Source organism: Acinetobacter sp. YH12049 (assembly GCF_013419875.1).
GTDB classification, from domain to species: Bacteria; Pseudomonadota; Gammaproteobacteria; order Pseudomonadales; family Moraxellaceae; genus Acinetobacter; species Acinetobacter amyesii.
Window position 1 is genome coordinate 1 of record NZ_VOZH01000055.1, and the last position, 13,072, is coordinate 13,072.

General features: G+C 40.2%; 13 protein-coding genes and 1 pseudogene. 11 read left to right on the top strand and 3 right to left on the bottom strand.

Annotated features, from left to right (window positions below):
• The 6 genes and pseudogenes from FTU05_RS15900 to FTU05_RS15925 form a co-directional block, all read left to right on the top strand.
• Nucleotides 1-111, top strand: a pseudogene (locus tag FTU05_RS15900) (IS701 family transposase); the annotation flags it as partial.
• A 249-nt stretch (nucleotides 112-360) separates the two neighbouring features.
• Nucleotides 361-1,125, top strand: a complete 765-nt coding sequence (ompR, locus tag FTU05_RS15905) for a two-component system response regulator OmpR (RefSeq protein WP_078189809.1) — start codon at nucleotides 361-363, stop codon at nucleotides 1,123-1,125.
• A gap of 285 nt (nucleotides 1,126-1,410) precedes the next feature.
• Complete coding sequence (locus tag FTU05_RS15910; RefSeq protein ID WP_168377982.1) at nucleotides 1,411-2,871, top strand: ATP-binding protein; 1,461 nt, start codon at nucleotides 1,411-1,413, stop codon at nucleotides 2,869-2,871.
• A gap of 206 nt (nucleotides 2,872-3,077) precedes the next feature.
• Complete coding sequence (locus tag FTU05_RS15915; protein ID WP_168378000.1) at nucleotides 3,078-4,595, top strand: acetyl-CoA hydrolase/transferase family protein; 1,518 nt, start codon at nucleotides 3,078-3,080, stop codon at nucleotides 4,593-4,595.
• A gap of 126 nt (nucleotides 4,596-4,721) precedes the next feature.
• The gene (locus FTU05_RS15920) at nucleotides 4,722-5,141 is read left to right on the top strand and encodes a GNAT family acetyltransferase (protein WP_168377983.1); all 420 of its coding nucleotides are present in this window, start codon (nucleotides 4,722-4,724) and stop codon (nucleotides 5,139-5,141) included.
• A 148-nt stretch (nucleotides 5,142-5,289) separates the two neighbouring features.
• Entirely contained in the window at nucleotides 5,290-5,976 is a 687-nt protein-coding gene (locus FTU05_RS15925; RefSeq protein WP_180166007.1) for a DsbA family protein, read from the top strand.
• A gap of 76 nt (nucleotides 5,977-6,052) precedes the next feature.
• On the opposite strand, the gene FTU05_RS15930 is transcribed toward FTU05_RS15925, so the two are convergent.
• The gene (locus tag FTU05_RS15930; protein WP_067761311.1) at nucleotides 6,053-6,253 is read right to left on the bottom strand and encodes a dodecin family protein; all 201 of its coding nucleotides are present in this window, start codon (nucleotides 6,251-6,253) and stop codon (nucleotides 6,053-6,055) included.
• A gap of 237 nt (nucleotides 6,254-6,490) precedes the next feature.
• Here FTU05_RS15930 and FTU05_RS15935 point away from each other — a divergent pair, with 237 nt between their 5' ends.
• The 5 genes from FTU05_RS15935 to FTU05_RS15955 all read left to right on the top strand — a co-directional run bounded on the left by FTU05_RS15935 (nucleotide 6,491) and on the right by FTU05_RS15955 (nucleotide 10,412).
• Nucleotides 6,491-6,739 carry a glycine zipper domain-containing protein gene (locus FTU05_RS15935; protein ID WP_218950844.1) on the top strand — a complete coding sequence of 83 codons (249 nt, stop codon included), beginning with the start codon at nucleotides 6,491-6,493 and terminating at the stop codon, nucleotides 6,737-6,739.
• A 236-nt stretch (nucleotides 6,740-6,975) separates the two neighbouring features.
• Nucleotides 6,976-7,164, top strand: coding sequence for a hypothetical protein (locus FTU05_RS15940; RefSeq protein ID WP_180166009.1), 189 nt, complete (start codon nucleotides 6,976-6,978; stop codon nucleotides 7,162-7,164).
• 349 nt (nucleotides 7,165-7,513) lie between these two features.
• Nucleotides 7,514-7,693: a hypothetical protein gene (locus FTU05_RS15945; RefSeq protein ID WP_180007056.1), complete on the top strand. Its 180-nt coding sequence runs from the start codon at nucleotides 7,514-7,516 to the stop codon at nucleotides 7,691-7,693.
• An 11-nt stretch (nucleotides 7,694-7,704) separates the two neighbouring features.
• Complete coding sequence (locus FTU05_RS15950) at nucleotides 7,705-9,153, top strand: hypothetical protein (protein ID WP_180107102.1); 1,449 nt, start codon at nucleotides 7,705-7,707, stop codon at nucleotides 9,151-9,153.
• A 98-nt stretch (nucleotides 9,154-9,251) separates the two neighbouring features.
• The gene (locus tag FTU05_RS15955; protein ID WP_180107104.1) at nucleotides 9,252-10,412 is read left to right on the top strand and encodes a hypothetical protein; all 1,161 of its coding nucleotides are present in this window, start codon (nucleotides 9,252-9,254) and stop codon (nucleotides 10,410-10,412) included.
• Nucleotides 10,413-10,480: 68 nt separating this feature from the next.
• Here the strand turns inward: FTU05_RS15955 and FTU05_RS15960 are convergent, their stop codons facing one another.
• Together FTU05_RS15960 and htpG are read right to left on the bottom strand one after the other, a co-directional pair.
• Nucleotides 10,481-10,756: a hypothetical protein gene (locus tag FTU05_RS15960; RefSeq protein ID WP_180007052.1), complete on the bottom strand. Its 276-nt coding sequence runs from the start codon at nucleotides 10,754-10,756 to the stop codon at nucleotides 10,481-10,483.
• Nucleotides 10,757-10,909: 153 nt separating this feature from the next.
• Nucleotides 10,910-12,829, bottom strand: coding sequence for a molecular chaperone HtpG (gene htpG / locus FTU05_RS15965; protein ID WP_180166011.1), 1,920 nt, complete (start codon nucleotides 12,827-12,829; stop codon nucleotides 10,910-10,912).
• Between the last annotated feature and the right edge of the window lie 243 nt (nucleotides 12,830-13,072).

The following is a 13,072-nucleotide window of genomic DNA, read 5'->3' on the forward strand; positions in this document are numbered from 1 at the left end:
GAAAATGTATATCGTTGGCAGAAGAAATTATTTAGACCAATTATCAAAAGCTTCATTGATGACTTTATTCTCGATAAAAATCATCTGCTACCACAGAGAATCTTTAAATAATAGTGCGTAAGTCCTAGCCAATTCATCTCAAATACACATTTTTTTACGAAACTGACTATGAAACAGCAAATTAGCGAGACTTAGACAAGCAAACTGATTCGAACAACATGTATACATTTGGTATCTATGTCTTGATTTTAACTGCAATATTTGTTGCTTTAGAGCATAGTAAATTTATATAAATGAATCGTATACTCAAGTGAAATCGACTTTTTGTTTACGATGACAATAAAGAATAAGGAGCACGTCATGAGTTTAGTTGTACCTGCTGAAAAAACAGATGCCGTACAAGCCGAAACCGACCGAGTCGAACGCATTCTGGTTGTCGATGATGATGTGCGTCTACGCACCCTCTTACAACGCTTCCTAGAAGATAAAGGTTTTGTGGTCAAAACCGCACATGATGCGACTCAGATGGATCGTCTGTTGCAGCGGGAACTCTTTTCCCTGATTGTGCTCGACTTTATGTTGCCTGTTGAAGATGGCTTGAGTATTTGTCGCCGTCTGCGCCAATCTAGCATCGATACCCCAATCATTATGCTGACCGCTCGTGGTAGCGATTCAGACCGTATTGCAGGACTTGAAGCCGGTGCAGATGACTATTTACCAAAACCATTTAACCCGAATGAGCTATTAGCTCGTATTCGTGCGGTACTACGTCGCCAAGTGCGTGAAGTACCTGGCGCACCAAGCCAACAAATGGAAGTGGTGTCTTTTGGTCCTTGGTCACTCGACCTATCTACACGTACCTTAACCCGTGAAGGTCAAGTCGTCACATTGACGACAGGTGAATTTGCCGTACTCAAAGCATTAGTTCAACACCCGCGTGAACCACTGACACGCGACAAGTTAATGAATCTTGCTCGTGGTCGTGAATGGGGCGCGATGGAACGTTCAATTGACGTTCAGGTTTCTCGCCTACGTCGTTTGGTTGAAGAAAACCCAGCACGTGCACGCTATATCCAAACTGTTTGGGGCGTGGGTTATGTCTTTGTTCCAGATGGTGCTGAATAAGCCAAATAAATAGTAATAAAAAATTCCGCCGTTCATTAGGCGGAGTCTTTTCATTGAATTTTGAATTTATCCAATAACCTGTGGTTCGCCTTACTTTTGTTTCGGCAAAAGTAAGCAAAACCATTGTCATACGCAAAACTCGTCTCATTTCTGCTTCATATCAGAATCATCGCAGAAACATAATCTATTCCATGCTTCCTGCCTCGAACAGTTGCGTATGACCTGAACGCGTATCCAACAGGGTTAATTGATCTCACACTCTAAAATTTACTCTAGGGATATAGCGTGAAACTCGAACCCATCGACCCACAGGAATTTACCGACTACGTTACCTACTCCGAAAAAAAACGGACACCTTGGGAACGCTTCCTCGATAAAATCAAACCCCGCTCTGCAGCCATGCGGACCACCGTATTGGTCTTATTTGTGGTGTTTTTTAGCCTGTTTATGTCCTTATGGTTCTTTTGGCGCACACTCTATTTACCCGAAATTCAACAACATGCTCGTTACCTCGCGGTCGAGCTTGAAATCATTAACAATCCTGATTTACGGATTTTTCATAACAATGCCGAAGTGGATGTCGACGACTGGATGCGCAACCGTGTCGGGATCGAATATGTGACCGATCCGAAAGAATTCCCCAATGTCAAAGACAAAGTCATTGCAGAGTTCTTTACCAATCAAATTGAAAAGAAACTGGCCAAAGAAATGCGCATTGATAATGCGACCGTGTATTTCCAATTTAAACCTGACCCACGCATCTGGATTCAAACTCCAGAAATGAATGGCAACTGGGTTCGCGAGCCTTTAAAAACCTATGCCAACTATAGCGCAGAGCTGATTTTAGGCTGGTTATTGGGTATTCCGCTGATTGCTGGCATCATTATCTTAACCTTGGTTCGTCAGCTCAACCGTCCGCTAAAACGTTTACAAGATGCGGCCAACAACTACAGTAAACACGGCACTGCCCCTTATTTAGAAACCAACCATGGGCCGCAAGAAATCCGTGAAGTAAACCAAGCCTTTAACCACATGGTCTACACGCTGGAACAAACTGAACGTGATCGTCGCATCATGTTGGCCGGTATTTCCCACGATTTACGTACTCCGCTGACCCGTATTCGACTCAGTGCAGAAATGATGCCTGATGATGACTTTTTAAAAGAAGGTTTGATTTACGATGTTGAAGACATGGATGCGATTCTGAATCAGTTCATTTCGTATATGCGTGACGGTTCAGATGAAGTTCCGCAAGATACTGATTTAAATGCGCTATTGCAGGAATTAGTGATTCAATTTAAACCTTTAGATATTCGCTTTGAACCTCAAGACTTGCCCGTTATTCAAGCACGCAGCCTATCGTTAAAACGGCTGATTGGCAATTTAATCAATAATTCAAAACGCTATGGTGCCGAGCCGATTGAACTGTCTACCGAATATGAAGGCGACCATATTCAAATTCGCGTTGCCGATAATGGCGAAGGAATTCCTGAAGACCAAATTGAAGACCTGATGCAACCTTTTGTACGCGGTAATGATGCACGTACCATTCAAGGCAGTGGCCTCGGTTTAGCCATTGTAAAACGTATTGTGGATATTCACGAAGGTCAACTTTCAATTCACAATCGAGCAGAAGGTGGACTCGAAGCGATCATTTCTTTACCACTGCAAAAACTCGAAAATGATGAAATATTAAACAACAGTCCATTGGAAAAAATTAAGCAAAGTTTAACTGAACGCTTTTAACAAGCGTTCAAAAAAGCAACGAACAGTTTTGTTTAAGCTTTAACCATTGATATTTTTAACTTTATTATTCAGTGGTTTAAAAAACATAATAAAATCTTATACCCACATTTTTTCAAAAAATTAGACCTTAGCCTAACAGGTATGCAAAATGGCTTTTTTGATCGGTACAATCCGTATCAGTTTTGAGAATTTCACGAGAGTATATGATGTCTTTAGATCGCATCCGTTTAGCTGCCCTTCACGACAAAGTTATCAGCGCAGAAAAAGCTGCTGAATTCATTCAGGATGGTATGACGGTAGGTATGAGTGGTTTCACACGCGCAGGTGAAGCGAAAGCTGTACCTTTAGCGTTGGTTCAACAGGCTCATGCTAATCCTCTTAAAATTACCCTAATTACTGGCGCGAGCTTGGGTAACGATTTGGACAAAAAATTGACTGAAGCAGGTGTTCTTGCTCGTCGTTTACCGTTCCAAGTAGACAATACATTACGTAAAGCCATCAACAAAGGCGAAGTGATGTTCATCGATCAGCATTTGTCTGAAACAGTTGAACAAATGCGTAACCTTCAGCTTAAAAAGCCTGATGTGGCAATTATTGAAGCTGTTGCGATCACTGAAGATGGTGGCATCATCCCTACAACTTCTGTAGGTAACTCTGCAAGCTTCGCAATTTTTGCTGAAAAAGTGATTGTTGAAATCAACACCAACTTAAGCCCAGCATTCGAAGGCTTACACGATATTTATATCCCAACATATCGTCCAACACGTCAAGCGATTCCATTGACTCATGTTGACGAACGTATTGGTACACATGCAATCAACATCGATCCTTCAAAAATCGTAGGTATCGTATTTAACAACGAATTGCATGACTCTCCATCTACAGTGACTGCACCTGATGATGAAACTCAAGGTATTGCTAACCACCTGATCGCTTTCTTTGAAAAAGAAGTAGAAGAAGGCCGTTTACCGAAAAACCTTGGTCCATTACAAGCAGGTATCGGTTCAATTGCAAACGCAGTATTGACTGGTCTTAAAGATTCTAACTTTGAAGACTTGATCATGTACTCTGAAGTACTTCAAGACTGTACATTTGAATTGATCGACGCAGGCAAAATGAAATTTGCTTCAGGTTCTTCAATTACGCTTTCTGCTAAATATGGCGAAAAAGTATTTAATAACCTTGAACAATACAAAGACAAACTTGTATTACGCCCACAAGAAATTTCGAACCACCCAGAACTTGTACGTCGTTTAGGTATTATCGGTATCAACACAGCGCTTGAGTTTGATATCTACGGTAACGTGAACTCAACTCACGTTTGCGGTACAAAAATGATGAACGGTATCGGTGGTTCAGGTGACTTCGCACGTAATGCACACTTGGCGATCTTCGTGACTAAATCAATTGCAAAAGGCGGCGACATTTCTTCTGTTGTTCCATTTGCTTCTCACATTGACCATGCTGAACACGACGTTGACATCTTAGTTACTGAACAAGGTCTTGCTGACTTACGTGGTCTTGCTCCACGTGAACGTGCTCGTGCAGTAATCGACAACTGTGCTCACCCTATGTACCGTGATGCGCTAAATGATTACTTCGACCGTGCATGTGCGAAAGGTGGTCAAACACCTCACCTTCTACGTGAAGCATTGTCTTGGCACATCAACTTCGAAGAGAACGGCCACATGTTAGCTGCTCAACCTGAAGTGAAAACTGCTTAATTGACAGTGAAATGAAAAACGCTCTTCGGAGCGTTTTTTTATGGCTTTTATTTTTCAATATGACTTATCAAGTCTGCAAAACTCGACTAATCTAAATTGGTCAAAATACATGCTAAAACAAAAATTATGTTTATTATCCGCCCCTATCTCGAATCTGATTTAGATGAAGTGATTGCACTTTGGGAACTGTGTGATCTGACCCGTCCATGGAATAACCCTGAAATTGATATATTTCGAAAATTGGCTCAACGTGACCAACTATTTTTATTGGCTGTCAAAGATGATCAATTAATCGCAACTGTCATGGGTGGCTATGATGGACACCGAGGCTGGGTCAATTATCTTGCCGTACATCCACATTTTCAGCGAAATGGCGTCGCTACCGCCCTCATTCAGCAATTAGAAAAACGCTTAATTGCTTTAGGTTGCCCCAAACTTCAATTACTGATTCGCCAAGACAACATTGACGTACAAAATTTTTATGAACAATTGGGCTATGAAGAGGTTGAGGTAATTTGTTTGGGTAAACGTTTAATCACGGATTAGTGGCCAGACAAATCTTCGGTCAAGCCTTGTATCAACATCAAAAAAATTCGACATTGCGCCATCGAAACAAAAATGGATTGCATTGCTTGGCTTTAAATTTTAGGATTTGCCCCCATCATTTTCCCAGAATATAGAAAAGAGATTTCCCATGCGTGTAGATATCTGGTCAGACGTGGTTTGCCCATTTTGTTATATTGCGAAAAAACGCCTTGAAGCTGCTGCCGAAGAATCGGGTGTAGAACTTGAAGTGTTTTGGCATAGCTATCAACTTGATGCAGATGCGCCCGCTCGCCTAGAAATTTCCAATACTGAACGTCTGGCTCAAAAATATGGCCGTAGTATTGAAGAAGTAGAGGAAATGCAGCGCAATATTGCCGAAATGGCAAAAGCTGAAGGTATTGAATTTAACTGGCAAAAAGCCAATTCAGGCAATACTTTCAACGCGCACCGCTTGATTCATCTTGCACAAAGCAAAGGTCTCGGTAGTGAAGCCAAAGAAACTTTCTTCTATAGCTATATGACGCAAGGCTTGGCCATTGGTGAACGTGAAACCTTAGAAGACGTTGCATCTCGTATTGGTCTAAACCCTGTTGAAGTCGATGACTTATTAGACTCAGATGAATTTGCTGATTTCGTCAAATACGACGAAGAAGTAGCACGCGATCAACTTAAAGTTACGGGTGTACCGTTCTTTGTATTTGAGCAACGCATTGCTTTAGCTGGCGCTCAACCGAAAGACGTGTTTAAACAAGTGATGGACAAAGCTGCGGAACTTCCTGAACTTGCTCCTACACCTGTATGTAATGATGAAAGCTGTGAAACGCCTGAAAAATAATTCAGCGTGTTCAAACAAAAATCCCCGAACTTCGGGGATTTTTTATGATCAGTTTTTAACATCAATAAAATGAAACTTATTCCACCAAGAAGCTGATTTTTAAGTTCACTCGATATTCTGCAATTTTATTGTCTTTCACCACGACTTTTTGTTCATTAATCCATGCACCCTGAACGTTTTTCACAGTTTCAGTGACTTTATTAATTCCCGTTTGAATTGCATCTTCAAAACTTTTTGTGCTACTTGCATTTACTTCAACGACTTTAGCAACAGACATTGTATTTATCCTCATTGTTATGATTTTGAATCTTCATCATATGATTAAGTCGCTTATTTTGGTTATTTTTTAAACATCAAAACAGCAAAATATTACATGTCTTACACAGGAGTGAATTCCACTTCGAGGGATTACAAACTGACCATCATTTATTACATGCTTTCTGTTTAAGCTGCGGTCGCTTCCGATTAGGCTAAAAGCTTCATTCTTCTAATGATCATGCTCGGGAGTAATGTCATGACAATTGAACCTCAAGTAACTTCTGCTGAAACCGATCTATCTACCAATACAACCCCTCAAGCAACCGCCAACGAGTCGCAAACAGGGAAGAATAGCTTTCTCTCGCGTTTTTCTCCGACCGTCAAAGGTGCTGCGATCGGTGCTGTTGCAGGCAGTATTTTGCCCGTTTTTGGCACGATCAGCGGTGCCATTATTGGTGGTATCGCAGGCAAAGTCTATGAAAAGAAATGTGCCAAACATTCATAGATTTTTCATCTTTATCTGAGTGATACAACGCTGTCACTCAGCCACCAAAAGCTCTCTAGAGCAATAACTCTAATGGATTGTTTTATATAAATATTAATTCATACCGTTTATCTTGCGTTGCCGAATCGATCATTTTTAATTGATTATTTTTTGATATTATTTTCACATAAATTCAAGTGATTAATTTTCTCCCTGACTCATTTTTTGAGTCACTAATGATTGATAGGAATACACAAATGAACGCAATCAAATATGCTATGGCTGTTGCTGTGATGGCGCTTTCTGCAACTGTTTCTGCACAAATCGTTTATGTACCAGATTTTCCAGTAAAAAAAGCTGTGACTGCTGAAACTGCCAATGCAGATAACAAAGCACCTGCTGCAAATACAACTAAAGTTGTAACAAACACAGAAAAAAAAGCATAATTTTTAGCTGATTTTTCCATAAAAAACCGATGGCTCCCACCATCGGTTTTTTATTTTATGTGCCTTTACTTTGGGCTTTATTCTTTACTTAACATTAAAAATGAACATCTAAAAGCGCTCGATCGCTGATGATGACTTCAAAAAAATTGATCAAACCATACCGCTATATCTTTTGCAAAACCTATCTTTAAGCTAATGATTTGGTATTATTTTTAAACAAAATGCGCATTAATTGTCATATTTAACGCTTAATTTGTAGAAGCTGACATTTATTTCCATGTTTTTTTAATGAAATCTCTATAATCAAATGAACTAATCGACTTCTTTATTTTTAAATTTACATTGTCCTATGCAAGAACTTCAGGCACTGATACAAGGAAAAATTTCACCGCAGGTCATAGATATTGAGCACCTGATTGAATTGGCCAATACATATCGAAACCCGAATTCGGCTGAATATAAATTAGTAGAACTTGCAACCAATATTGTATTGGCTAAATATTTAGAAAAAGCACAAAAAGTCCTTTAGGAAGTGGACAAATGAATTTACAAGACAAAGTACAATTAATAAAAGAAATCCATGTACTGACCCATCAACTTGAACATCGTGCTTTGAGTTTTTATGAAACTGCGCTTTCTAAACGTCGGATTCATGAAATTTTTGCCTTATGCGATGAACCGATTTTTCAAAAGCAAATATTAAGTTATCGTGCATTAACTAAGCCACAAATGGCTGCCACTGAATTTTCCAAACAAACGCCATATTCATTGTTATTTCGTGGCTATTTTAACCATGATGCTGCACTTGAAAATGCTTTATATCAATATCCAGAGATGGGTTGGGCCTTGCTGCATGACCATGAATTAGGTTGGCAAGTGTGGATGATTCCAGCCAAACAGCGCACGGCTTTACTCAGTGAATGGGGCAATTTTAACGAATGCTATGATTGGTTAATTGAACAACAACAGCTATATAAATGTTTAATCAGTGATACCGATCTAAGTCTACATACCTTACGCCTAAAGGATGAAATCATTACAGCGCCAAGCTGTGTTGCCGCAAGTGTGGACGACCTACTGCCAATTGAAGCGATAAATAAAGACGGTTCTGTCGATCTAGATCATTGCGATAAGCAAATCAATGAAGCGGATACGTTGCTTGATAACTCAAATACAAATAAACCGGAGCTTTCTGCACCTGATACCGTTCCTCTTGTTCTAATTGAGCAGCCAACACATGCGCCATCGGAGGAACATCTCAACTCGACAATGGCAGGCGTTGAACTTCCTGAACAGGTTCAAATCGCTCAATATGCCGCTCGCGTTCAAACGCTGCAAAACATCGATGCGCAATTGGCCTTGTATGAATTGCAGTTTATAGATCAGCCTGAACTCACAACGCAACTTGATGTTCTATTGCATACGACAGATGGTACAGATTGGAAAAACCAGCCACTGTATTTAGCAGAGCAAATCAATACCGAAGGTCGCTTCATCAAATATCTCTTGTTGTTTGGTGCTCAAACGCAAATGGAAGCCATTCGACTCTCTCAGCTGTTTTGCCAACAACATCAACATGAACTTGCTGCGATTAAAGTCATGACATGGGACAATCTAGAGCAACTCTGTGCTGCACCTGATCAGCTCTATCAACAGTCTCAGCATGCTGAAATGATTTGGTCGCAAAACGACTATTATCCATTTATCCCGGCACAGTTAATTCATACGCAAAAATTCATTCATTTTGATGAACCTGAACCGACGCTACATACCCCGCTGTTATTATTACAAGAACGTCAAAAAATACGTTTAATCCACGGTCAAAAACGCCTGACTCTATCGCGTACTGAACAAGCCCTTCCCTATTTGATCCTCCATCGACAGCAAGGTTTAAATTGGCAAAGCATCCAAAATGTGATCCAACAATTGCCTCAACCCATTGATGTGATTTCGCTTTATCAAGCACTTAAGCAAATGACCGAAGATTAATTGCATTTATTTTGTAGTTTGGCTTGCATTTATCCGATAAAAATAACAAAACTACAGATGCAGGATACTCAGATGATAATTAAATAGAGCCAAAACATATGCATAAAAAACAACAGTACTTTATTCGGACTTTGCTTTTTTCCGCATCAATGAGCTTGATGTATCAAGTTGCTTGGGCCAATGAAACTGATGCTGTCGTCAATGAAACTGAGGGTGAACATTCGCAGGATGTGCCTGCAACCGAGCAAAGTTCACCGTATATCATGCCAAAGACCTATGATTTTTTAGATCAAATTCCACGTTGGATTGATACAACACCGACCTTCTTACCTGAACAATCAGATCACCCCATTGTTCCGACAACAGAACAAACGGAAAATAATAGCTGGACCGATCGACAACAGAAGAAAGTCCGAAATTGGGCAGATCGAACTGCCGTTCGCATGGATAACTGGTTTGGGCAAAGTGAGCCAGAAAAGCCTGCCAATGCAACCCTACGGGTCATTTTAGATAACAGTTGGGATAAGCATGACGGTTACGAAATTAAGCCACGTATACGAGGAAAAATTAGACTCCCGACCTTGGAGAAAAAGTTAAGCGTCGTGTTTGGTGATGACTCTTTGGATAATGAGCTTGAAAATAATGCCGCGATTACCAATGAAAACCCTGCGGGGCGTAGTGATAAAAATTATGACAATAAGCAAACCCGTGAAGATAACAGTTCGCTCGCGTTACGTTGGTCAGAAATTTCAGATCGACTGCCCTTCGAAACTGACGTTGATCTCGGTTTACGTTCTGGTGATGACCTATATGTCCGCTTAAAAGCAGCTAAAAAATGGCAACTCGACAATGATTACAGTTTTTTAGCCGAACAAATTTATCGTTATGGTATCGATAGTGAAAATTATCTAAGAACCAATTTAGAATTAACCCATGCTCGTCCAGGCCAACCCTTTATCTCAAACCAATTCAACCTGACCTATGCAGATGCACAGGATGATGATCTGAAATGGGATAACTTCAGTTACCGCCAACACCAATTTTTTAAAGGTAACCGATTCAACTACGGCCTATATACAGGTGGTTTTTACAATAACGATCAACTGCGTTTAAACAGTTGGGGACCCTATGTATCATGGCGACAGCCCTTTCTGCGCGAATGGTTTTATATCCAAGGTGATCTCAACTACCTCAACAACCATCGTGACGATAAAAGCCACTTTGTGGGCGCCTTAGTGCGCCTTGAAGCCTTGTTCTAGAACCCGCTATTTCACAGCGAATAAAAAGCCCATCTCGACAGGATGGGTTTTTTTTAAATAACTCAGCTTCAATTTTTCTTAATCACACGTACACGATCATTACGTACAATACTCGGCTGTTTTTCAGCGACTTTTTTCACTTTAGGAAAACTATACTGAACACGATCATTTCGTATCACACGGCGACTATCTACAAAAGGATTAATATCATATTGTGCGATTTGTTTTGAAACCTGCACACGGTCATTACGCACCATTTTTTGCTTAGCGCTATCTGCCTGAGCAGATTGCATGAGACCCATAGAGAGCAGCGAGCCCATTGCAGCGATCACTAAAATTTTCATCTTAAGATTCCCAATACTTAATGATCGTTATTATAGATTAATTATTTATTTTTAATCTATTTAAAAGATTAAAACATGGACGTTTTTATTCATGTGCTCTATCGAAAAACCAAATAAAAAACCTCCCGAAGGAGGTTCATTTCATATCTACCGTTACTTCAGCAATAAGCTGTTAATCCGTTTAATGTATTGGGCAGGATCTTCGGGTAAACTGCCTTCAGCAATCAACGCCTGATCAAAAATAACATTTGCTAAGTCATCAAACTGCACCGAACTTTCTAATTTTTGTACCAACGGATGGGATGGATTGATTTCCAAGACTGGTTTTGACTCGGGAACCGCTTGTCCTGCTTGTTTTAGCATACGGACCAGTTGCGGTGATAACTCACCCTCAGCCACCACCAAACACGCAGGAGAGTCCACTAAACGTGTTGTTACACGCACTTCAGAGGTCTTATCTTTTAACGCATCCGACAGTTTTTCAACAACAGGTTTAAACTGCTCAGCAGCTTCCTCAAGTGCTTTCTTCTCTTCAGCATCTTGTAGATCACCCAAATCAACTGCACCTTTCGATACATTCTGTAATGGTGTTCCATCAAACTCAAAAACAAATTCCATCGCCCACTCATCCACTCGTTCAGTCATGAGCAGCACTTCGATACCTTTTTTCTTGAACAATTCAAGTTGTGGTGAGTTTTTCGCAGCATTTAAACTATCAGCAGTCACATAGTAAATTGCCTTTTGGCCTTCTTTCATATTGGCTTTATAGTCTGCAAATGATGTTTTCACTTCATCATTATTTGACGAAGCAAAGCGTAATAATTTTAGAATACGCTCACGATTCGCCATGTCTTCGCCTAAGCCTTCTTTTAAGACTGAACCAAACTCAGCGTAGAATTTTGCAAACTTTTCTTGATCAGCAACATCTTCAGATTTCGCCAAACCATCTAGCACCGTTAAAATACGGCGGGCGTTACCTTCACGAATCGTTTTAACGTCGCGACTTTCTTGTAATAATTCACGGCTTACATTAAGTGGTAAGTCTGCGCTATCAACCACACCTTGAACAAAACGTAAATAATTTGGAATCAAATTATCCGTATCATCCATGATAAATACACGTTTCACATACAGCTTAATTCCTGCTTTAGCTTCACGTGTGAAAATATTGCTTGGTGCGCGAGATGGAATATAAAGTAACTGTGTATATTCCGTACTTCCCTCTACACGGTTGTGTGTCCATGCAAGCGGGGCTTCAAAATCATGGCTCAGGTTTTTATAAAACTCAGTATATTGTTCTTCACTGATCTCATTTTTATTACGCGTCCATAATGCACTTGCTGAGTTAATCGCTTCCCACTCATCCGTCAGTACATATTGACCAGGTTTTGCTTCTTCGCCTTCGGCAGCTTCCTCTTGTTGCCAAACTTCTTTCTGCATCTCAATTGGCAAACTAATATGATCAGAGTATTTATTAATAATCTGCTTAACTTTGTAACGATCTAAATAATCTAAAGCATCCTCGCGTAAATGCAAAATGATGTCGGTTCCACGTGAAGCCTTATCAATTGGCTCTACATCAAACTCACCTGTACCATTACTAACCCAACGTACCCCTTCAGCGGCATTTACCCCAGCACGACGTGATTCCACTGTAATTTTTTCAGCAACAATAAAACCTGAATAGAAGCCCACACCAAATTGACCAATCAATTGTGCATCTGACTTTTGATCACCCGTAAGCTTCGACATAAAATCTTTAGTGCCAGACTTAGCAATCGTACCCAAATGATCAATCGCTTCTTGTTGTGTCATACCAATACCATTATCCGAAATGGTAATTGTCTTCTGCTCTTTATTTAAATGAATACGCACATGTAAATCTGGATCATTTTCATAATATTCAGGATGGTTAATCCCTTCAAAACGTAATTTATCGCAGGCATCAGATGCGTTTGATACCAACTCACGAAGGAAAATTTCAGGATTTGAATATAAAGAATGTGTTACTAAATGCAGTAACTGAGCCACTTCCGCTTGGAAGCTATGTTTTTGAGATTGTTGTTCGCTCATCAGTCTCTCCGTTCATACTGAGTAAAATTATCAATTGCCTATATGAATGGAGGGACTTCACTATTTTTCAATAGTGTGAATGGAAAATTTTTATTCTATCGCACTAAATTTTAAGGTTTGACATACTCCCACCACCAAGCTAAGAGCTATGGTGGGGGAATCTTTGCGACCCATGCAATCTTAGAGATTGCACCTTTCGATACCGCACTGCGCTGACAGTATGGCGGTACAGGAACTCTTTAT